Source organism: Pedobacter sp. GW822-FHT03F06 (assembly GCF_058801365.1).
On record NZ_JBXANE010000001.1, the window covers coordinates 210,307 to 232,282 of the forward strand.

General features: G+C 38.4%; 16 protein-coding genes. 8 read left to right on the forward strand and 8 right to left on the reverse strand.

The window, feature by feature from the left end:
• Positions 1–128 precede the first annotated feature (128 nt).
• The 5 genes from AC1RJ8_RS00800 to AC1RJ8_RS00820 all read right to left on the reverse strand — a co-directional run bounded on the left by AC1RJ8_RS00800 (position 129) and on the right by AC1RJ8_RS00820 (position 6,941).
• Positions 129–1,223 carry an acyltransferase family protein gene (locus AC1RJ8_RS00800; RefSeq protein WP_492952228.1) on the reverse strand — a complete coding sequence of 365 codons (1,095 nt, stop codon included), beginning with the start codon at positions 1,221–1,223 and terminating at the stop codon, positions 129–131.
• A 145-nt stretch (positions 1,224–1,368) separates the two neighbouring features.
• Positions 1,369–2,268 (reverse strand): hypothetical protein, encoded by a 900-nt coding sequence (locus AC1RJ8_RS00805; protein WP_492952227.1) that lies wholly within the window; start codon positions 2,266–2,268, stop codon positions 1,369–1,371.
• Positions 2,269–2,863: 595 nt separating this feature from the next.
• Positions 2,864–3,601, reverse strand: coding sequence for a (Fe-S)-binding protein (locus AC1RJ8_RS00810; protein WP_492952226.1), 738 nt, complete (start codon positions 3,599–3,601; stop codon positions 2,864–2,866).
• Positions 3,602–3,623: 22 nt separating this feature from the next.
• Entirely contained in the window at positions 3,624–4,931 is a 1,308-nt protein-coding gene (locus AC1RJ8_RS00815) for an MFS transporter (protein WP_492952225.1), read from the reverse strand.
• Between the two features lie 117 nt (positions 4,932–5,048).
• The gene (locus AC1RJ8_RS00820; RefSeq protein WP_492952224.1) at positions 5,049–6,941 is read right to left on the reverse strand and encodes a RecQ family ATP-dependent DNA helicase; all 1,893 of its coding nucleotides are present in this window, start codon (positions 6,939–6,941) and stop codon (positions 5,049–5,051) included.
• 72 nt (positions 6,942–7,013) lie between these two features.
• Between AC1RJ8_RS00820 and AC1RJ8_RS00825 the strand changes: the two genes are divergently transcribed.
• From AC1RJ8_RS00825 to AC1RJ8_RS00835, 3 genes are all read left to right on the forward strand, one after another.
• Positions 7,014–10,241: an amidohydrolase family protein gene (locus AC1RJ8_RS00825; protein ID WP_492952223.1), complete on the forward strand. Its 3,228-nt coding sequence runs from the start codon at positions 7,014–7,016 to the stop codon at positions 10,239–10,241.
• Positions 10,242–10,281: 40 nt separating this feature from the next.
• Entirely contained in the window at positions 10,282–10,503 is a 222-nt protein-coding gene (locus AC1RJ8_RS00830) for a hypothetical protein (protein WP_116250999.1), read from the forward strand.
• 93 nt (positions 10,504–10,596) lie between these two features.
• Positions 10,597–10,878 (forward strand): PIN domain-containing protein, encoded by a 282-nt coding sequence (locus AC1RJ8_RS00835; protein WP_493008026.1) that lies wholly within the window; start codon positions 10,597–10,599, stop codon positions 10,876–10,878.
• 489 nt (positions 10,879–11,367) lie between these two features.
• Here AC1RJ8_RS00835 and AC1RJ8_RS00840 read toward each other — a convergent pair whose 3' ends face one another.
• Entirely contained in the window at positions 11,368–13,584 is a 2,217-nt protein-coding gene (locus AC1RJ8_RS00840; RefSeq protein ID WP_492952222.1) for a B12-binding domain-containing radical SAM protein, read from the reverse strand.
• Between the two features lie 193 nt (positions 13,585–13,777).
• On the opposite strand from AC1RJ8_RS00840, the gene AC1RJ8_RS00845 reads away from it, so the two are divergent.
• Both AC1RJ8_RS00845 and AC1RJ8_RS00850 read left to right on the forward strand, forming a co-directional pair.
• On the forward strand, positions 13,778–14,494 hold the full coding sequence (locus AC1RJ8_RS00845) for a hypothetical protein (RefSeq protein ID WP_492952221.1): 717 nt from the start codon (positions 13,778–13,780) through the stop codon (positions 14,492–14,494).
• Between the two features lie 44 nt (positions 14,495–14,538).
• The gene (locus tag AC1RJ8_RS00850) at positions 14,539–17,223 is read left to right on the forward strand and encodes a gliding motility-associated C-terminal domain-containing protein (protein WP_492952220.1); all 2,685 of its coding nucleotides are present in this window, start codon (positions 14,539–14,541) and stop codon (positions 17,221–17,223) included.
• A 324-nt stretch (positions 17,224–17,547) separates the two neighbouring features.
• On the opposite strand, the gene AC1RJ8_RS00855 is transcribed toward AC1RJ8_RS00850, so the two are convergent.
• Positions 17,548–18,738, reverse strand: coding sequence for a BaiN/RdsA family NAD(P)/FAD-dependent oxidoreductase (locus tag AC1RJ8_RS00855; RefSeq protein ID WP_492952219.1), 1,191 nt, complete (start codon positions 18,736–18,738; stop codon positions 17,548–17,550).
• A gap of 54 nt (positions 18,739–18,792) precedes the next feature.
• Between AC1RJ8_RS00855 and AC1RJ8_RS00860 the strand changes: the two genes are divergently transcribed.
• Both AC1RJ8_RS00860 and purE read left to right on the forward strand, forming a co-directional pair.
• Positions 18,793–19,932 (forward strand): 5-(carboxyamino)imidazole ribonucleotide synthase, encoded by a 1,140-nt coding sequence (locus AC1RJ8_RS00860; RefSeq protein WP_492952218.1) that lies wholly within the window; start codon positions 18,793–18,795, stop codon positions 19,930–19,932.
• A gap of 83 nt (positions 19,933–20,015) precedes the next feature.
• Complete coding sequence (gene purE, locus AC1RJ8_RS00865; protein ID WP_492952217.1) at positions 20,016–20,522, forward strand: 5-(carboxyamino)imidazole ribonucleotide mutase; 507 nt, start codon at positions 20,016–20,018, stop codon at positions 20,520–20,522.
• A 148-nt stretch (positions 20,523–20,670) separates the two neighbouring features.
• Here the strand turns inward: purE and AC1RJ8_RS00870 are convergent, their stop codons facing one another.
• Positions 20,671–21,234: a YqgE/AlgH family protein gene (locus AC1RJ8_RS00870; protein WP_492952216.1), complete on the reverse strand. Its 564-nt coding sequence runs from the start codon at positions 21,232–21,234 to the stop codon at positions 20,671–20,673.
• 46 nt (positions 21,235–21,280) lie between these two features.
• Here AC1RJ8_RS00870 and pdxH point away from each other — a divergent pair, with 46 nt between their 5' ends.
• Positions 21,281–21,931, forward strand: a complete 651-nt coding sequence (gene pdxH, locus AC1RJ8_RS00875) for a pyridoxamine 5'-phosphate oxidase (RefSeq protein WP_492952215.1) — start codon at positions 21,281–21,283, stop codon at positions 21,929–21,931.
• The last annotated feature ends 45 nt before the right edge of the window (positions 21,932–21,976 follow it).

Consider the following 21,976-nt stretch of genomic DNA (forward strand, 5'->3'; position numbering starts at 1 on the left):
AATCAGGAAAACAACATAAAATAAGCCACAGAGGCACAAATTACCACAAATAATTAAGTCTGGGTGTTTATACATTATAGTCTATAACGCGGTGTTAATCCGTATTTCAGCGGAAAAAAAAATGTAAGTTAGACTGATAGCCATTTAGCCTTCAAATATTTACGCAATGGGATATCGACAAATTTCATGATCAGATAAGCCAATAACACTAGCAGGGTTACCGAAACTGGGATAACCACCCATAAGGTCGACATTGCGGGTTTAACCACGGCAACATAAGTCAGAAATATCCAAACGAAAGGATAATGTGTCATATAAAGCGGATACGATATTTCTCCCGATAAGGTGCAAAGTTTCTTTAAAGGTTCGCTAATTACTGCCCCAGCACCTAAAGCCACTAAAAGCGGGAAATAAAACAATACAATTATGGGTTCGGCAATCCAGTTATATGCATCTCTATAAGGGAAAAGGAAAGCCACAAGCAAGAGTAAACTCAAACCCAGGAAGCCAAGTTTATTTTCCATGATCCAGTTGAAACGATAAACCAACATTCCGGCCGAGAAAGAATAAAGTACCCTCACTCCCCCATCCCAAAAGTTTTGTCCGCCCCAGCCGCCACCTAAATTGCCATTGGGAACTTTCAAAGCAACATAACAAATACCTATTGCGCCAAGCAAAACCAATAACGGCAATACTTTTTTATTCAACCTGTAAAGTACCAGGATATAGAAAATATTGGCCACGTATTCCCAAAACAAAGACCAGGCAGGTGCATTTAAACAGAATAGATTGGTATAACGCTCGGGCATAACCGGATATGGGATTAAAAATGCAGAAGCCAAAAACATCAACAATGTTTTTCCGAAGCCGTAAACAGCATAAAAATCACTGTAAGGGTCGAACAGAAAGGTTAACAATCCTAAAATTGAGCCAATAATCACCAAGGGATGCAAACGGATCAACCTTAATTTAAAAAACTGTGTCAGTCCGATATTTTCTGCACGTGTATCGTAAGCATAGGCAATTACAAAACCCGACAAACAGAAAAAGAAGTCTACAGCAAGGAAACCATGTGAAAGAAAATTCTTATTGTAATCGGTAATAGCGATTTCCATAAAATGGTAAATCACCACCACAATGGCCGCTATGCCCCGTAATCCATCTAAAATTTCGAAATGTTGTTTAGTTGCTAATAAATCTGTTTTGTTTTCGGCAGTAATCACTTTTGGCTAGGTTATATTTAATCCCAATAATAGTTATTCTCAGTTTAGATGCAAAAACTAGAGCCAACCTTTTCAAAAATGATACAAAAAAAGCCCTGAATTGCTTACAATTCAGGGCTAGATAAAATAATTATGGTGGTCTTGATTAATTTATTCCAAATGTTCTTACCTGTCCACCACCACCTGGTCTGTTCTGTCTAAAACGTTTCATCATGTTCTCCATTTTAGTTTTATACTCTTCAGCAGTAATCAGTTTTGCTTTTTTAGGTGCGGTTACATCTTTTGCGCTTACATTTCTATACTCGATGCTTTTGGCAATTGAGCTGTTACCTCTACCTTCGATCGCTAAAACTGCACCTTCTGTCCACATATTTGGATTCGGAGAAAAGTCGAAGCCTAAATCTTTTGTATACCAGATTTTGGTTTCTTCTACTACGTTTTTATCCATATCTAAGATTTTAATAGCCCTTGTAGATCTAATAATTGCCTGGTGACAGGTAAAACCGATAATCTGTTTAGTGGAATCTGTTTTAACCACTTCGATGGTTGGTGCCGGAGTTGGTTTTGTTTTAGTGGTATCATTAGGATTTCTACCACCCATTCTCATAGAACCAATTGGTCCGGAAGTAGATAAAGTTAATTTACTTGGCATGTAATAAGTGGTATCGTTCAAATCGAAAACCTCTGTAAGCCCCTTATCTGCAAAGGTATAGTAGTATTCTCTGTTACCACCGCCACCACCAAACCGCATCATCATACGACCCATGCCGCCACCGCCACCACCTGCTCCGTTACTGTCTTCAGTTTCTTCAACTGGCATATAACTGGCGTTTGTAGCCGTAAATAACAACTCGAAGTTGCTTTTGCTAGATGAGGGCATTCTGGCTTTCATCTGATCGGTTAATTGGATACCGCTTGCCGAAGCCATAGCTGCAGGATCGATAATATTTTCAAATTGTATGGCTCCTGAGGTTTTTTTCTGCTGCGCATTTGCAATTGATGCAATTGATAAAACACCCAGTAAGGCGAAGATTACTTTTTTCATTACGATTTTGTTTTGTTTGTTAGATACAAAAGCCTTTAAAAGGTTTAACAAAGATATTGTTGGTTTTAATGTAAAACGTGTTAAATTGTGTTAAAAATTGCTTTAAACCCTCAAAATGCAGATTTAAGGATGAAAGTAATTTAATTTTTACAATATCGATTCTTTTTATTGGAAAAGCAGTGTTTGAAATTCCTGGAGGTGGGCCCTAATAAAAAATGTAAGGTGTATATTGATTTGGGCGTTGCCTAAGCTGCGCAAAGGTCCGGCTCTTTGCAGGGCTGCGCTTTGCTCCGGTACCGATAAGAATCGGCACAGAACCCTTACAATCCCTAACGCAAGCGCACCGTAAAAAACTGCAAAGTTTAATTTCAATAGCACTACAGGCCTGAGTTAAATAAACCTGATAGAACGGAAAGCCCGGAGCGAGGTATCCCGATTCATCGGGAAGGACTTGGAGTGATAGCAGGGCTGTGGTAACCTAAAGGTGCCAAACCCTGATTTTCAAAATAATATTGATCATCTAAGTCAACTTAACACATTTAAGTATTTGTGGCCGGCCTCATTATTTGCTAGAACAAGCCCCTGCAGGTTTAAACTAATATTCTGTACTTTCCAGCCAGCCATTGCAAAGCACATCAGCAATGTGCATGGTCTTAATGGCGAGGTTATTTTTATCGATATAACCTTGAAGGTGTAAAAGGCAAGACAAATCTGTTGAAATAATATAATCTGCCTGTTGTGCCAGTGCATGATTAACTTTCTGTTCGGCCATTGCCGACGAAATGGCATCGAATTTAACCGCAAAAGTTCCGCCAAAGCCACAGCACATATCGGTATCTTCCATTTCGATCATTTCCAAGCCGTGTACTTTAGAAAGCAACTGGCGAGGTTCATCTTTGATTTTGCACTCACGCAATGCGCTACAGGAATCGTGGTAAACGGCTTTTCCTTCCAATTCAGCGCCGAAATAATCTCTTTTGGCTACGTTTACCAGAAAATCAGAAAGTTCCCAGATGTTCGATTGCAAACTCCGGCATTTGTTGTGCACAATGGTATTGGTAAACAGATCGTTAAACCCACCTTTTACCATGCCTACACACGATGCCGATGGTGCAACCACATAGGTATTTTCGGTAAAATCGCTCAGAAACTTTGTACCCACTTCTTTCGCTTCATCCCAATAACCCGCATTATAGGCAGGTTGCCCACAACAGGTTTGTTTTGAATTGTAGGTTACATCACATCCCGATTTTTCTAATAACCTTAAAGTATTAAAAGCGGTTTCCGGATAGAGCTGATCTACAAAACAAGGCACAAATAATTCTACTTTCATAATATTCTTAACGACTGCAAACTTACAATTTTAGCGATTCTTTATGTTCGTTTTTTCTTAGAAGTACTAAAAGAACTAACCCGACAATAAAAAATGATGCCAAAGCGATAATTGAGTAGCGAATATTTCCGGTTAAATCTTCAATGTAAGCAAAACTGAAAAGGCCGATTACAATTGCCAGTTTCTCCGTTACATCATAAAAACTGAAAAATGAAGTGCTGTCTTTTGTATTAACAGGTAAATATTTAGAGTAGGTAGAACGTGAAAGAGATTGAATTCCGCCCATAATTAAGCCTACAATGGCCGCCAGTGAGTAAAATTGATATTCGTTGGTGATGTAATAACCAAAAACACAACAACCTATCCATACTACAACTACCATAATCAATACGTTTATATTCCCTATTTTTTTAGCTAAATACGACATAAGCATGGCGCCAGGGATAGCAACAAGCTGAATGATCAATATCACCGCAATCAATTTTGCGGTTCCTAGTTTTAACGTTTTTTCAGCGAAACCGGCAGCAGCGAGCATAATGGTTTGCACCCCCATAGAGTAGAAAAAGAAAGAAACTAAAAATCCTTTTAAAACTTTCATTTCTTTTACTTGTGCCCAAACTTTAGATAACTCACTAAAGCCATCTTTAAGGATATTCGTTTTTACCTTGTCGTGCTGAGGTGTTCCGTTCGGAAGTGCCGAAAAAGGAATCTGAGAGAAACCGATCCACCATACACCAACCAATAAAAAAGATAATCTTGGTGGGAATGAGGCATCAGTAATACCAAACCATTCCGGTTTTAGCACAAATAGGAAACAAATCAATTGAAGTAAAACCGAGCCGATGTACCCATACGAAAAACCTTGTGCACTCACACGATCCTGATGTTCTTCGGTTGCAATTTCAGGCAGATAAGAGTTGCTGAACAATACCCCTCCAATATACCCCATTGCAGCTATTGCAAACAAAATGATGCTCATTTCGAGTGTATCCAATTTAAAGAAATATAAACCGATACAGGCCGCTCCACCCACATAGGTAAAGAATTTCATAAACGACTTTTTATTCCCTCTTCTATCGGCAATGGATGAAAGTATTGGCAAAGCAAAAGCCATAATCAGATAAGCAAATGATAAGGCGTAGTTGGAAAGCGAAGTGTTTACATAAGTCCTGCCAAAGAACTCCACTTTATCACCATGCGCTTTGGTGGTGGTAATAATGGTATAATAAGCCGGAAAAATGGTAGAAGTGATGACTAAGTTATAGGCAGAGTTTGCCCAATCGAAAAATGCCCACGAACGGATGGTTTTCTTATTGTTTTTTGTTATCATTTGTTTTTTCGCTTCGCGGAAGATTACATTGATTGTTTGATTATACAGATTAAATAGTTCATTACAAAACTAATATTTTATTGCTAACTTGATTGGCATTTTTATCACATCTCACTTCTAAAGATAATATTTCTTCCCATCAGTTTTAATCTTACCGGCATCTAATAATTCCCTAATGGTATCAATCCTTTCGGCTTCGGCACCATTTTTAATATTTGTAACCAGATCATCAAGGCTTAGCGGCTGTTGTTGCAGTAAAGAAACAATCTCAAATTCAATCTCCTCCTCCATCTGGCTCTGATTTTCGGCTCTTTTCTCTGCCAGGCAAACATCGCATACCCCGCATTTTGCAGCATGATGTTCGTCGAAATAATGAAGCAGCTGAATACTCCTACACAAATTTGATGAAGCATAAGCTACTACCGCGTTGATCTGTCTGTGCAAGATTTCCTTTCTCAGCTCCAGGTATTTCACGTCCAGATCGAAATGATCCATGTCTACCCTCGGTCTAACGTATTGCAATTGCGGCTGATCGGTTTGCGGAGTATAAGTAAGTAACTCAATGGCCTGCAATTTATTAAGTAGTGCAATAATTTCTTTATACGACAATCCTGTTTTCTTGGCTAAATCGGCCTCATTAATTTTAACAAAACCGTCGAAAGCGCCACCATGCGAACGCAGGATGGTCTTTATAATACCATCGTAAGCCTTGTTTTCAATCTGAAAACGGTAAATATCTTCATGACTGGCAATAAACATCATTCTCGATGGGAGAAAGACACTTTCAGATAAGGTAAGATAACCGTCATGCTCTAAAAACTTCAGTGCTGAAATTGTTTTTAAAACACTAATATTGAACCGTTTGCAGAAATCAGCTACATCAAAAGTAAAAGTTAAACCTTCACCTGCACCAAATGCCAATTGAAAATAATTGCCGAGGTAGTGATAGGTTTTTCTAATCTCATCCGGAGTAGGAAAACTATCGAGATACCTGGATTCTAAGCCCAGAACATCGGATTGATTAGCTAGAAGAACCGCGTAACTTCGTTTTTCATCGCGCCCTGCCCTGCCTGCTTCCTGATAATAGGCTTCTAAACTTTCGGGCAAATCTAAATGCACCACAAAACGAACATCTGCCTTATCTATCCCCATCCCGAAAGCATTTGTAGCCACCATAATCCGGGTTTTGTTATTTTTCCACTCTTCTTGTTTTAAGAAACGTACATCCCGTTCTAATCCGGCATGGTAAAAGTCGGCTTTAATCTGATTTCTATTGATAAAATTGGCCACTTCGGCGGTTTCCCTGCGGTTACGTACATAAACTAAACCTGTGCCTTTTACCTTCTGGCAAATATCGATCAGCTTTTTGTATTTATCTTCATTGCCAAAAACCACATAGCTTAAATTATCCCTGGCAAAACTTTTAACAAAAACCTGTGGGTCTTTCATTTCAAGCTTCTCTACAATATCTTTCCGAACAAACTCAGTAGCGGTTGCCGTAAGTGCCAAAACCGGAATACCTGGCAGGATTTCGCGGAGTTTGGCGATTTGTTGGTATGGCGGACGGAAATCGTAACCCCATTGCGAAATGCAATGCGCTTCATCTACAGCTATTAAATTTACGTTCATGTACGAAATTCGAACGCGCACTAAATCAGACAACAAACGCTCCGGAGATAAATAGAGGAATTTGATTTTTCCATAAATACAGTTATCCAGCAAGATATCGATTTCTCGTTTACCCATTCCGGCATAAATGGCGATAGCTTCAATCCCTTTCGATTTCAGGTTCTCTACCTGATCTTTCATCAGGGCAATTAGCGGCGAAACTACAATACAAATCCCCTCTTTAACCAAAGCAGGAACCTGAAAACAGATCGATTTACCACCTCCTGTGGGCAATAATGCTAAACTATCTTTTCCTGTTAAAACCGAGGAAATAATATCTTCCTGTAAAGGCCTAAAAGCTTGATGTCCCCAATATTTTTGTAAAATCTCTATTGCTGTCATAAATCGGCGGTATCAAAACTATAAAAAAGCTGTTGATATTGCTAAATTGCGCCACAATTAATCAAAAATTTGATGAAACATCTCTATTTTCTATCCGCTCTTTCCCTATTATTTTTCAGTTCAAACGCTCAAGAGAAGAAATGGGATATCGAAAAATACCAGGGTACCACAAAAAACTTCACTTTAAATACTGATGAAGGTACCTGGATGAACCTTGATGTAAGCGCTGACGGGCAGGAAATTGCCTTTGATCTACTGGGCGATATCTACGTAATGCCGATTAGCGGTGGAGTTGCGAAACTCATTAGTGGTGGTATTGCCTGGGATGTTCAGCCTCGTTTTAGCCCTAACGGAAAATACATTTCTTACACTAGCGATAAAAGCGGTGGAGATAATATATGGATTATGAACCGTGATGGTTCTGGCAAAAAACAGGTTACCAAAGAGAGTTTCAGATTATTGAATAATGCCACCTGGATGCCTAATAGCGAATACTTAGTGGCCAGAAAACATTTTACCGCAAGCCGATCGTTAGGAGCGGGCGAAATGTGGATGTATAGTATAAACGGTGGAGATGGCGTACAGTTAACCAAACGTAAAAACGATCAGCAGGATGCGGGCGAACCTAACGTTTCGCCAGATGGCAAATATGTTTACTTTAGTGAAGATGTGAGTCCGGGGCCTAATTTCGAATATAGTAAAGACCCTAACGGAACCATTTATGCCATTCGTCAACTGGATTTGACAACAGGAAAACTAAGCACATTAATTAATGAGCAAGGTGGTGCCTGTCGCCCGCAGGTTTCTCCGGATGGAAATTTGATTGCTTTTGTAAAGCGTGTAAGGTTAAAATCTACTTTATATGTTCAGAACCTGAAGACTGGAGAAGAATGGCCGGTAAATGAAGATTTATCTCATGATCAACAAGAAACCTGGGCGATTTTTGGTGTGTATCCAAATTTTGCCTGGACTCCAGATAGCAAAAGCATCGTTTTTTATGCAAAAGGAAAAATCAGAAAAACAGAAATTGGTACACTGATCAACAGCACCATTCCTTTTCAGGCCAATACGATTCAAACCGTACAAAAAGCATTACATTTTGAGCAACAGGTTTTCAATAATGAATTTTCGGCCAAAATGTTAAGACAGTTAAGCACTTCGCCTGACGGAAAAATAATTGTCTTTAATGCTGCAGGATACTTATACAAACAAGAATTACCAGCAGGAAAACCAGAAAGGTTAACCAATGGATTAGATTTCGAATTTGAACCCGCCTTTAGTCCTGATGGAAAATATGTTGTTTATACCACCTGGAGTGATGAATTACGTGGAGCAATAAAGCGTACCGATGTAAAATCAGGAAAAACCATTATGCTAACTGATGAAAAAGGTTTTTATTATTCTCCTCAATACTCAACAAAAGGTGATAAAATCGTTTTCAGAAAAGGAAGTGGTAACGATGTTTTAGGTTATAACTATGGCCGAGGAACAGGTATTTTTATGATGCCAGCCAATGGCGGTGCAAAAACGCTGATTTTGGATAATGGAATCCGTCCGCAATTTAACAATACCGATACCCGCATTTATTTCCAGAGTTATGCTGATGGCAAAAAAGCATTAAAAAGTATCGATTTAAACGGTGCGAACGAAAGAACACACTTTACTTCTCAGTATGCAAATCAGTTTGTTATCAGCCCGGACAATAAGTGGTTGGCATTTAACGAGTTATTTAACATGTACATCACGCCAATGATCAATATTGGTACGGCGCAGGATGCCTCGGCTGGTAATAAAGCCATTCCGGTTACAAAAGTAACTACCGATGGCGGAACATATATTCAATGGAGCGCCGATAGTAAAAGCCTGCATTGGACATTGGGACCAAAATATTTTACCGTTGATGTAAATAATGCCTTCAACTTTGATGGAACCACACCTAAAACCGAAGCCTCTTCTATCGACATTAATCTGGTATTAAAGTCTGACATACCTACCGGAATAGTGGCATTAAAGGGTGCGAGGATTATTTCGATGAAAGGTGATGAAGTTATTGAAAATGGAACCATCATTACCGATGGAAATAAAATTACTGCAATAGGAAAAGCAGATGCAGTAAGCATTCCGGCCAACGCTAAGGTAATTGATGTAAATGGCAAAACCATTATGCCGGGCATTGTTGATGTTCACGCCCACTTGCGTACCAGTCCGGATGGAATAAGCCCACAGAACGATTGGAGTTATATGGCTAATTTGGCTTTTGGTGTAACCACTTCACATGATCCATCGAGTAATACCGAAATGGTTTTTAGCCAGAGCGAAATGCTTAAAGCCGGCAGAATGATTGGTCCAAGGGTTTATTCGACAGGATCTATTTTATATGGAGCTGATGGCGATTTCAAAGTTGTAATTAATAGCTTAGATGATGCTTTGGCTAATCTGCGCAGGCTAAAGGCTGTTGGTGCATTTTCAGTAAAATCGTATAATCAACCACGTAGAGAGCAGCGTCAACAGATTTTAGAAGCTGCTCGACAGTTGAATATGGAGGTTGTACCTGAAGGTGGCTCTACTTTTTTCACCAACATGAATATGGTTGCCGATGGGCATACCGGAATAGAACATAGTATTCCTGTTATACCGGTTTATAAAGATGTTACCACGCTTTGGAACAATACTGATGTGGCCTATACACCTACTTTAATTGTAGCATACGGTGGCCAATGGGGCGAAAATTACTGGTACGACAGAACCAATGTTTGGGAAAACGAAAAATTAATGACTTATACACCCCGCTCAATTATTGATGCGAGAGCAAGACGTAGAACTACTTCTGAGTACAGCGATTACAACCACATCGATATTGCAAAAGCGACTAAACAAATTGCTGATGGCGGCACGAAAGTTAATCTTGGTGCACACGGGCAAATCCAGGGTTTAGGTGCACATTGGGAGTTATGGATGTTTGTTCAGGGTGGTTTTACACCAATGCAAGCCATCAGGGCAGCCACCTTAAATGGTGCTAGTTATTTGGGTATGAACAAAGAAATTGGTTCGTTAGAAGTTGGTAAACTGGCCGATATGGTAATTATGGATGCCAATCCTTTAGATGATATCCGTAATTCGGAGAAAATCAAATATGTAATGATCAATGGTCGACTTTACGACAGTGCTACTTTAAATGAAGTGGGAACCAGAGAAAAACTTAGGGGTAAGTTATGGTTCGAAAATACCAGAGGAAACGGCTATATTGTTCCAGCTACCGATTCAGAAACCTGGACATTTACTGTTCCGCACTGTGATTAATTTTTTAGCATAATAATCTAATTTTAAGTAAATTTGTTTTATGGAAACCGTACTACTGCAGATCAATAATAATAAAGCATACCAACTTCTTAAGGATTTGGAAGACTTGAATATTGTAAAGGTTTTAAAAAAATCAGTATTAACTGATAAAAAAAAATCAGCTCATGATTTTATAGGCCTAATCTCAAAATCAGATATGGCTTTGATTGACAAAGCTGTTGAACAAGATTGTGAAAACATCGACCTAGATGGCTGGAAATAAGATGTTATTAGATACCAATATCATTTCTGCATTGTTTAAGGGCGATATTAGCGTAGCAAACCACATTGATAAATCTGAAATATTTTATCTTCAATTGTTATTGGAGAGCTCTGTTACGGCGCAGAATATTCAATTAAAGTTGAACAAAATCTTGCCAATATTAAAAAGCTTATCTCAGCTTACAACGTTTTAGCCATAGATGATGAAACAGCACTTATCTACGGCAAAATCAAGGCCGACCTAAGAAGAAAAGGCACTCCTATTCCGGAGAACGATATCTGGATAGCATCATCTGCAGTACAATATAAACTTAAACTAAGTACTAGAGATAAGCACTTTCAAGAGATCACCAGTTTAAAAGTATTGGCCTGGTAAATTCCGAAGCTCAAACCTGAAAATTTGCAATTTTAAACTCCGGTAAAAGCGTAAAACTGTCGCAAATAAATTTTATGAAGCCAAACAAACTTTACACTTCTGCCTCAGTTGTATTCTTAGTGCTCAGTGCACTCGTTTTTTCATACAGCGGATACTATATTTTGGGTATCCAGACTGTTAATTTGTTCTTAGCGCTGATTGCGATGGCTTATATCACATCTTTTATAGCATTAATGAAAGATAGGAAATCTATTGTTTCCTGGTTATTACTGATCTTTAATTCGATTATATTGATTTGTATCATTTATTTCCTGACGCATTTTAAGATGAAGATGTAGTAGTGCTTACGTTCGTTTTTAATAGGGATTCGTCATCTCGATTGAAGCACAGCGAAATGGTGAGATCTATCTAGACAGCTTTAGCTACGCTGAGCCTTAGGGTTCTCGACTTCGTTGCAATCGCTCGAAATAACGATTTTATGATAAGGATTTACAAAACCAGCAAGCCGTATTCTCTAAGTGTGTTGATCGGTTTAGAATACCAGAACAGCTCGAAATTTTCCATTTCACGCTCAAAATCGGCTTTAACCTCCTGAAAAGTGAAGACCTTTTCATTGGAGATCGAGATTTTATTTAAAATAGTGCTTAGCCAAGTTCCTTCGTTTTTATTGGTTTGCACGGTAAAGCTTTCTTTTTTATCGTGAAAAGTTAATGATGCCATTTCCCAGGTATTCCCTTTTTTCGATTTGGTAAAATACTCAGCAGAAGGCTTTCCCCCTATCCAAACTACTTTTGCAGTAGGTTTCGTATTAAACTGGTCTCCATCATTTAAAGCCTTCTCAATAAAATCAGCAGGGATTTTCGTTCTTGGGATTTTAAAATCAAACCAATCTTGCAGTTCATAATCAAAACAGATACCATGCATAAAATTGAAAAGTGACTTTTTCAATCCGTAGCTGAATTTATTATGGTCAATACCCGTTTTATCGGTATAATTGATATCATTATTAGCAAAAGTGCCAATTGCTTCTGTGTCTTTTACCACACCAAACTTTTCTGGGTACATGCCTACCGGACTATGTGCCGTCATGGCAAATTGATGCCAAAAGCCTGATTGTAATATTCCAACCTCAAACAACTGACGTACCATCTCTAAACTATCTATCGTTTCCTGTACTGTTTGTGTGGGGTAACCATACATTAAATAAGCATGCACCATAATTCCGGCTTCGGTAAAATTACGGGTAACCTTAGCCACTTGTTCTACCGTTACGCCCTTATCGATCAGCTTTAACAAACGATCTGAGGCAACTTCCAGTCCGCCTGAAACCGCAATACAGCCAGATGCCTTTAACAATAAACACAGGTCTTGAGTAAAACTTTTTTCAAAACGGATGTTCGTCCACCAGGTAACGGCTAACTTTCTTCTGATAATTTCTAAGGCTACCTCACGCATAAGTGCAGGTGGCGCAGCCTCATCAACAAAGTGAAAACCATTTTGCCCTGTTTTAGCATATAAATCTTCAATCCTGTCTACAATCATTTTGGCCGCAACTGGTTCATAAACTTTGATATAATCGAGCGAAATATCGCAAAATGTACATTTCCCCCAATAACAACCATGTGCCATGGTGAGTTTATTCCATCGCCCATCACTCCACATGCGGTGCATGGGGTTAACGATTTCAATTACCGAAATATACTTCTCCAATAACAATCCACTATAATCTGGCGTACCTACATCAGCTTGCTTATAATCATTTCTGAAGGCATCGTTACGGTAAACCACCTTGCCGTTTTCGAGCAGGAAAGTCCTTTTATAAAAATGGGCTTCAGCAGGCACCGGATGTGTAATATTTTGATATAAAAGTTCAATCGGTAATTCGCCATCATCCAAAGTGATATAATCAAAGAATTCAAAAACCCTTGCATCCGACAATGATCTTAATTCGGTATTCGGGAAACCACCGCCCATAGAAATTTTAATTTCCGGGTGATTGGCCTTGATCCATTGTGCACAACGAAAAGCACTATACAAATTGCCCGGAAAAGGGACGGAAATCAGGAACAATTTAGGTTGAACCGTTTCGATTTTCTCTTTTAAAACCGAAATCAGGATATGATCAATATAGGTTGGTTCTTTCAGCAAAGCATCGTAAAGCTCATCAAAGGAATTAGCACTTCTGCCTAAACGTTCTGCATAACGGCTAAAACCAAAATTTTCATCAACACATTCTACGATGTAATCAGATATATCTTCAAGATAAAGTGTAGCCAAATGTTTCGCTTTATCCTGCGTACCCATTGCGCCAAAAGCCCAATCTAACTCCTCTAAAGTAGCAAACCGTGAAGCTTGGGGTAGAAAATCGTCACTACAGATCTGCAATGCCAAAGTTGGATTCTTGCCCTGTAAAAATGCAATCACTGCATCGATGGTTTTTAAATATTCGTCTTGTAAAGCGAAAATACGGTTAGCATTATCGCTTTTAGGATTTAGATCATCAACAAATAAACTTCGGTCAGTGTGACTGAACAAAGCTTGCAGCCCTTTTTTAGAGAACAATTCCAAAATCACCTCAATACCTAAATCGGCCTGTGTGGCACTGATATTTTTAGTGTTCAGAAAACCTTTTATATATGCCGTTGCTGGATATGGGGTATTCAGTTGGGTAAATGGCGGCGTAATGGCAAATATTTCGGTTTTCAAAGGGAATTGTTTTTCTGCAAAAGTAAGGGATTTTTAAGGATTATCGCTAAACGCTGTAAGAAACGACTTTATGATTAGAAAAGCAGGATTTGGTTTTCATTAAATTAGTTAGATTGCTTCATACCTCGCAACAACACAAACTAAAACACCAATCCAAACGTTTTAACCCTAAATCAACACGTTTTCTGCCTGAATGAAAGTTTTTTGTTTTTACATCCTGATGCTCTGTGTGCAAATCGGCTTTGCGCAAAAAACATTTATATTCCCTAAAATTAAAGCACAGGGGGCTTCTGCTGAACAATTTACCCCTGTAAACTGGACTGTTATCGATCAGGTTTATGGCGACCTGAACAACGATGCCTCAGATGATTTAGCGGTAGTTTTTGAATTTAACAAAACCATAGACGAAACACGTGTATATGGCGATAATAACACCGATATTATAAAGGAAACGCAAAAACCGAGAATTTTGGCTATCTTTTTTAAAGATAAATCAACAGGGGTTTATAGCTTATCAACCCAAAACAACGATTTCATACTGCGTTCGGAAGAAGGTGGTAAATTGGGGGATCCACTGCAGCAGATTGCCATTAAAGACCAACAACTCTACCTTCGTTTCCAGGGTGGTTCTGAATGGCGCTGGGAACTGGGTTACACTTTTAAATTCGAAAATAAAGACTGGTTTTTAACGAGTGCGATCAATCTTTATTTTAACCAAAATAGCGGCGATATGACAGAAAGGGTTTACGATTTCAAAACCCGTGAATTATTTACCACTGTTGGTAATCTGCACAGAAGGGATATTGCTAACCGAAAAACAAGTGAAGTTTTATATTTTTCGCAGCTCAGAACTTTCAAAACTTTTAAAAAACCATGGGCATGGGAAGTAATGCCTAATGTTTATTTGTAGTTTCTGTGTTAGTTTTTATTGCTAGTTTTTAATATCATTGCGGTATGATTTTCAGCTTAAGTTACCGCCTCTTTCTTCCTTTATTTTTGCTATTTCCCCTCTTGTGTGTGGCACAGCTAAATTTAACCTCAGGGGAGAAATATCTGGAAACTGAATCATTTAAACAGATTTTTGTTTCGGTAGAAGATCATACTGTCTGGGCACTCAATAATTCAGGAACAGTATTTTATAAACCAGCGCTTGAAACTACTTTTAAACCCTATCTGCTTACAAATGGCCTGGTAATTAATGAAATTACCGGCTTTAATGAAACAGAAATGTATTTTCTGATTAAGCCAAATACAATCGTACATTTTAAGGGCGGCATAAAACATGAAATAAAAATTGAGGAACCCGGTGTTACAAGGGTAAATAATATTTCGGTAATCAATACAAAACGAAATATTGATTATGAACCTGCTAATGCTTACAACCCCGCTAATGATTACTTAGCAGTGGCTACCAACAAACATGCGTATAAAATCTTTCGGGGAAACCTTACCATTACCAATCAGTTTATTTACCCTAACCAGCCCTTGGTTAATGAACCAGATTGGAGAATCACTAATGCTGGTTTCAAATCAGTTGATTTCCAACATATATTTATCATGGCAAGATGTTTTGTGAATGATCATGTTACACTAAACTTCCCATCAGCATATTCAACTTATTCCTCTTCTATTCCTGATAGATTGCCTTATCCGGCTAAAATAAACTGTACGCTTTTTGCCCATCATTGGCAATTCGGAATACCAAATGTTCAAAATTGGGAAATATGGTATAATATATGGGGTACTGATAAAGGCTTATTTGCCTATAATAATGTTTCATGTACAGGTTTAGAAATCAAAAAATTATTAGACGACAAAAAAATTAATGATTTAGAAGAAGCTTACGCTTTAACGCCTGTTTATAAACAAAACTTTGCTTTTGCAGCTGCGGATGATGGTCTGTATTATACTCCCGCATCAATATTTAATGAATTTACAACAAGTCCGGAAAAGTTAGATCGTTTGAAATTTATTCAATTTCCTACTTTGGCAAATCAGAAGATAAATTCTATATGTGTAGATACTGACATTAAAATTTCAAAAGAAGCTGACTATAATTATTGGAGGGAAACAATGTGCGAGAAAGTATTGTGGATGGCCAAGGATCAGGGTATTTCAAAGATCTATTTAAGCCTGGATCAGGATTATTATGAGAAATTTAAATATACTGATTTTCTCTACAGCAAAACACCTTCGAATGGCTATAATCAGGATGAGGCTATATTTGAAACCTGTGGTAACCAAAGCATCAATGTAAAAACAAGGGTACCCGCAAGTTTGCAAAATCAGTTATTATTTCAGTGGTTTAAAGATGATGTAGAAATAAGCGAATGGATAGGAAAAGCTACTGTAGACTTAAAAGAATCTGGAAAATATACTTTCAAATTGACTGCACTATGTGAGAATCTTACACTGAAGTCGTTACCCATCATCATTAAAAACAATACAAGTCCAGAGATTACGTTTAACTACCCTGCCGAGGTAAATTTATGTTCAGGACAAACTTATCCCCTTGAAACAAAACGCGTAGAAAACTATAAATACCAGTGGGTAAAAAATGGCACTGACATTCCAAATGCAACACAGAACACCTATAATGCAACCTTACCTGGCATATATGAGGTAAAGGTAAGTAACTGTGAAAATTATTATGAGCTTTCAAAGCAAGTGAAAATTAATCAGATTGCGCTACCAACAGTCAAACTCACAACGTCAAAAACAGCTTATTGTGTCGGTGAAACTGCAGAAATTAAGATTGACAATCCGAATAGTTACATTGTAAATTGGTACAGAAACGGGGCGGAGCTTCCTGAGTTTAAAAACCAGAATATCATTTCAATTGCTTTGGCAGGAATTTACACAGCATCTTTAACTAATGGCAATGAATGTTCAAGTACATCAGAGGCAATCAACATCAGGTTTAACGTAATTCCGGATGTAGCCATAAGCAGGAGTTCAGATAAATTACTCTGCAATGGAGAAGAAGTTTTACTCACCGCTGTAGCTAACCAACCTGGAACAGATTTCCTTTGGAGCACTGGTGAAACTACTAAAACCATTAAAATTAATAGCAGCGGAATTTATTCAGTCAGTTTTACCAGCACCTCGGGTTGTAGAAATGAAAGCGCAACAGTTGAGGTAAATGTAAACGAACCACTTCTGTTACTTCAGCCTGAGCAGGTTCGGATTTGTGTGATTGCGAAGGAAAAAGCGACACTTGAAGCGCCAGCAGGCTTTGCCTTTTACACATGGGAAGGCCAAAAGACTTCAAGTCATTTTTATCAAGTAAACAAGCCAGGAAATTATTCCCTTACGGTCGAAGATATTTATGGATGTACGAAATCAGTAAGCTATTCCGTTGTTCAGTATTGTAAAGATATTCTAATTCCAAATGCATTTAGTCCTAACGATGACAACGTGAACGACTTGTGGCAGGTAAGCGGGCTTGAAAACGATCCTCAGAGCAACATTCAGATTTTTAACCAATATGGAAATATCATTCATACAACTACAGGCAAGGCACCATTCTGGGATGGAAAAGTAAAGGGAAATCCTGCTAATGTTGGTGTTTATTATTATTTAATAAAATCAAAAAACACTAGTCAAGCTTTAACAGGCACGATTACTTTAATTAGATAAGAAGCATATAAATTACCATTAGGATTGAGACCAAATCTCGCGGGTTTTAAAAAAATGCGAGATTTAATTTAGCTTGCTAAGAATCACTGTTTCGGGTTAAATAAACCTGATAGAACGAAAAGCCCGGAACGAAGCATGAGTGAGGACTTGAAGGGATAGCAGGGCTGCAGTATCCTAAGTATTACAGCCGCTCATTTTCAAAATAATATTGACTATCTAAGAACATCTAAGTTTTTATGTTTTCAGCTGCTTTATTGAGGCATATGCCATTTAGAAGCGTACGAGGCTTAGATAAACCCTGAAATAAATTCAGGGTGACGGATATTATAAATTCTGCGCAATCACAAAACCACTTGCCCAGGCCCACTGAAAATTATAGCCGCCCAGCCAACCGGTAACATCCAAACATTCGCCACCAAAAAACAGGTTTGGAATCTTTTTACATTCAAGGGTTTTAGAAGATATTTCATTTGTATCAATTCCGCCACGCATTACTTCAGCTTTATCGTAACCTTTATCGCCAGCAGGTTTAACTTTAAAGTGGTGGATCGTCTGTTCAATTAAATCAATTTCTGCCTTTGTCAATGCAGCTACAGGCTTGCTCAAAGGCAAAAACTTACCTAAAGCATCGGTAAACTTTTTGGTATAAAACCTGTTAAGCAATGTCGACAGTAGTGTTTTACCGTTATTTTTTCTTTCCTCATCCAATAAGTTAACCACATTTTGGTGTGGCAGCAGATTTAGATTAATCGTCTCCCCCCTCCGCCAAAAAGAAGAAATCTGCAAAATAGCAGGGCCACTTAATCCCCAATGCGTAAAAAGGATATTTTCTTCGAACGAAATTTCATCATTGCTTACTTCGCAGAAAACAGAATTACCCGAAAGTTGTGCAAACCATTCTTCATCCTTACCGGTAATGGTTAATGGAACCAAAGCTGGAGCTGTTTCAATAATCTTTAAGCCATGTTTTCTGGCAAAACGTAAAGCAAAATCAGTAGCACCCATTTTTGGAATAGGTAACCCTCCGGCGGCAATCACCAACTTTTCGGCAGTTAAAACTACGGTTTTACCATTTTTCTGATAACTTACTTTAAAACCTTCCGGCAATATTTCAATATCCTTTACATCGGCATTACACCTAATTTCCTGCCCGAAATCTTCACAAATGGAGGTAAAAACCTCAACAACATCTTTCGCATTTTTATCATCAGGAAATAATTGCCCCAAAGTTTTTTCCCTGCCTGTAATGCCATAAGTTTCAAAGAAGCTAATGGTATCGTCAACTGTCCACTGGGTAAAGGCAGATTTGATGAAATGTGGGTTTGCTGATATAAACTGCTCAGCTGATGCAAATTGATTCGTATAATTACAGCGACCTCCACCCGAAATTAAAATTTTGGCACCGGGTTTTTCGTTTTTTTCGAGCACAATTACTTTCTTGCCCAGATAGCCTGCCTGCACCGCGCACATCAATCCGCAAGCACCTGCACCAATAATTATTGCATCAGCATTCATCAATAAAATTTATTATGGTTACTTTTGCACAAAAGTAGCATTATTTTCAAGCGCATGGCAAAACAGATTAGCGAATTAAAATTAGGTATTTTAGGTGGCGGACAATTGGGCAGAATGCTCATTCAACAAGCAATCAATTACAATGTAACCACATTAGTTTTAGACCCAGATCCTGATGCCCCTTGCAAACACATCTCTAATTACTTCGAAAATGGCTCAATTACCGATTTTGATACCGTTTACAACTTTGGAAAGAAAGCCGACATCATTACCATTGAAATTGAAAAAGTAAATATCGATGCGCTTGAACAGCTCGAAAAAGAAGGTAAAAAGGTTTTTCCTCAATCGAGGGTAATCCGTTTAATCCAGGATAAAGGCGTACAAAAACAGTTTTTCAAAGAAAACGACATCCCAACCTCTCCTTTCCAGATTGTAAATACGAAGGAAGATATGGAGAACAGTAATATCCCTTTTCCATATATTTTAAAACTGCGTAAAGATGGTTACGATGGCAAAGGCGTGATGAAAATCAACAGTGCTGCCGATCTGGATAAAGCTTTTGACGCACCTTGTATTATCGAAAAACTGGTCGATTTTGAAAAAGAAGTTGCGGTAATTGTTGCCCGTAATGCCAATGGCGATATGAAAACTTTCCCAATGGTAGAAATGGAATTTAATCCAGAGGCCAATTTGGTTGAATTTTTGATTTCTCCATCTACTTTTGCCGAAAGTTTACAACAAAAAGCCGAAAACATTGCTAAAAATATTGCCTCAGCAATGAACATCACCGGGATTTTAGCGGTAGAAATGTTTGTGTGTAAAGATGGCGAATTACTGGTTAATGAGGTTGCTCCCCGCCCGCACAACAGCGGTCATCAAACGATAGAGGGTAATTATGTTTCTCAGTTCGAACAACATTTACGTTCTATTTATAACTTACCACTTGGCGATACCAGCAGCATAACTAATGCTATTATGATTAACCTCCTTGGCGAAAAAGGTTTTGAAGGTATAGCCAAATATGAAAATCTGGAAAAAATATTAGCGATTGACGGTGTTTTTGTTCACTTATATGGCAAAAAATATACAAAACCCTTCCGCAAGATGGGCCATGTAACCATTGTGGATATAGACAGGGATAAGGCCATTGAAAAGGCACGGTTTGTGCAAAAAACATTAAAAGTAATTGCCTAATCCCCCTAGCCCGCTGAAGGGGGAACTAATAGCGAGGTGGAAATACACAATTTAAAAGAAATTAAAAAAGAAATAAAACAGATATGAGTCAAGGAAATTCAAATTCGGCATTAGTAGGAATTATAATGGGAAGCAAATCAGATTTACCTGTTATGCAAGATGCTGCTGATGTATTAAAAGAATTTGGAATAAACTATGAAATTACGGTTGTTTCTGCCCACAGAACGCCAGAACGTATGTTCAATTATGCCAAAGAAGCACAAGGCCGTGGCCTAAAGGTAATTATTGCTGGTGCCGGTGGTGCTGCTCACTTGCCAGGCATGGTAGCTTCTATTACCACATTACCGGTAATCGGTGTTCCGGTTAAATCATCAAATTCTATTGATGGCTGGGATAGTATTTTATCTATCTTACAAATGCCAAATGGCATTCCGGTAGCCACAGTAGCTTTAAACGCTGCTAAAAATGCAGGTTTATTGGCCACTCAGATTTTAGCTACAGCTGATGATTCCTTAACGGTTAAAATGCAAGCTTATAAAGATGAACTGAGAAGAAAGGTTGAAGAAAGCGCTGATAGTCTTGAGGCTTAAACGACGATAACTAAACTCAAAGGTTCGTCATTTCGAGCGGAGTGCAACGGAGTCGAGAAATCTAGCTAAAGAGATATTCCAGTTAGATCTCTCCATTTCACTGCGCTTCAGTCGAGATGACGAAACTATATATAAAACTATAAACTGACTAATTCAAACTCGGGTCTACCGGGAAATTACTGATATGCGCATATTTTGGTCCTAAATTTACGATCACATCCCGCCAAAGTTTTTCATCATCGTTGCTAAAAATGAGATCAGGATTAAAGGTATCGCTCACCATCCAGGCGTTCTGCTCTATTTCGCGGTCTAATTGTCCATTGTCCCAACCAGAATAGCCCATAAAAAATTTCACTTCATCGGCGCTTATGGCATTAGTATTTAGGAGTATTTTAAGTGTTTCAAAATTCCCTCCCCAATACAGTCCATTCCCGATAGGTTCGCCACTCTGCAATTTATCGTAACACCTATGGATAAAATGCAAGGTATCTGCAGCAACTGGTCCGCCAAAATAAATGTAGTTTTTGGCATCCCACAAATCCTGTATCACATCATTCAGCATCAAATTACCTACCTGGTTAAGAATGTAACCTACTGTTCCATCATCGCCATGTTCGGTTAACAGCACTACAGATCTTTTAAAATTCGGATCGGCCATAAATGGCTCTGAGATGAGCAAGCGGCCAGTTTTTGGTTTTATATTGTTCAGCATGATGATAATCATTTGTTACACCATAAAAGATGCCTATTTTTGTTAAATGCAAGTTACTAATGAATTTCTACAAAACCTGCGCCAAGATTATAAAAGCGCTTCGCTAGATGAATCTGACGTGGATCAAGATCCGATTACCCAGTTTAAAAAGTGGTTTCAGCACGCTGTTGATGCCCAGATATACGAACCCAATGTAATGACCTTGGCTACAGCCGATAAAGCTGGCCGACCAGATGCCCGTATTGTTTTACTTAAAGGTGTTGATACAGATGGATTTAGATTCTTTACAAATTACCTAAGTGCTAAAGGAAAAGAGCTTAAACGCAATCCATACGCAGCTTTAGTATTTTTCTGGCCTGAATTGGAAAGACAAGTGAGGATTGAAGGAACAGTAGAAAAACTAGATAAAGAAACTTCTGAAGAATATTTCAATACGAGACCGCTTGACAGTCAGATTGGAGCAGTAGCTTCTCCACAAAGTCAGGTTATTCCAAACAGGGCATTTTTGGAAGAAAAAGTTGAAGAATTAAGAGCTAAAAGTGCCAATAAAGGTGTAGCTAAACCTGCACATTGGGGCGGGTATATCGTAAAACCTACAAGAATTGAGTTTTGGCAAGGAAGAAGCAGCAGGCTGCACGACAGGATAAATTTCGAAAAGGTTAAGGGGATCTGGACTAAAACCAGATTGGCACCATAGCTTAATATAAAATAAATAGAGATCAACTATTCTGCAAGATCTCTA

Bases quoted from the DNA above. Each gene is read 5' to 3' on its own strand.
- AC1RJ8_RS00805 (WP_492952227.1), bottom strand. From the start codon at position 2,268: ATGAAAAAAGTAATCTTCGCCTTACTGGGTGTTTTATCAATTGCATCA.
- AC1RJ8_RS00810 (WP_492952226.1), bottom strand. From the start codon at position 3,601: ATGAAAGTAGAATTATTTGTGCCTTGTTTTGTAGATCAGCTCTATCCG.
- AC1RJ8_RS00815 (WP_492952225.1), bottom strand. From the start codon at position 4,931: ATGATAACAAAAAACAATAAGAAAACCATCCGTTCGTGGGCATTTTTC.
- AC1RJ8_RS00820 (WP_492952224.1), bottom strand. From the start codon at position 6,941: ATGACAGCAATAGAGATTTTACAAAAATATTGGGGACATCAAGCTTTT.
- AC1RJ8_RS00825 (WP_492952223.1), top strand. From the start codon at position 7,014: ATGAAACATCTCTATTTTCTATCCGCTCTTTCCCTATTATTTTTCAGT.
- AC1RJ8_RS00830 (WP_116250999.1), top strand. From the start codon at position 10,282: ATGGAAACCGTACTACTGCAGATCAATAATAATAAAGCATACCAACTT.
- AC1RJ8_RS00845 (WP_492952221.1), top strand. From the start codon at position 13,778: ATGAAAGTTTTTTGTTTTTACATCCTGATGCTCTGTGTGCAAATCGGC.
- AC1RJ8_RS00850 (WP_492952220.1), top strand. From the start codon at position 14,539: ATGATTTTCAGCTTAAGTTACCGCCTCTTTCTTCCTTTATTTTTGCTA.
- AC1RJ8_RS00855 (WP_492952219.1), bottom strand. From the start codon at position 18,738: ATGAATGCTGATGCAATAATTATTGGTGCAGGTGCTTGCGGATTGATG.
- AC1RJ8_RS00860 (WP_492952218.1), top strand. From the start codon at position 18,793: ATGGCAAAACAGATTAGCGAATTAAAATTAGGTATTTTAGGTGGCGGA.
- purE (WP_492952217.1), top strand. From the start codon at position 20,016: ATGAGTCAAGGAAATTCAAATTCGGCATTAGTAGGAATTATAATGGGA.
- AC1RJ8_RS00870 (WP_492952216.1), bottom strand. From the start codon at position 21,234: ATGCTGAACAATATAAAACCAAAAACTGGCCGCTTGCTCATCTCAGAG.
- pdxH (WP_492952215.1), top strand. From the start codon at position 21,281: ATGCAAGTTACTAATGAATTTCTACAAAACCTGCGCCAAGATTATAAA.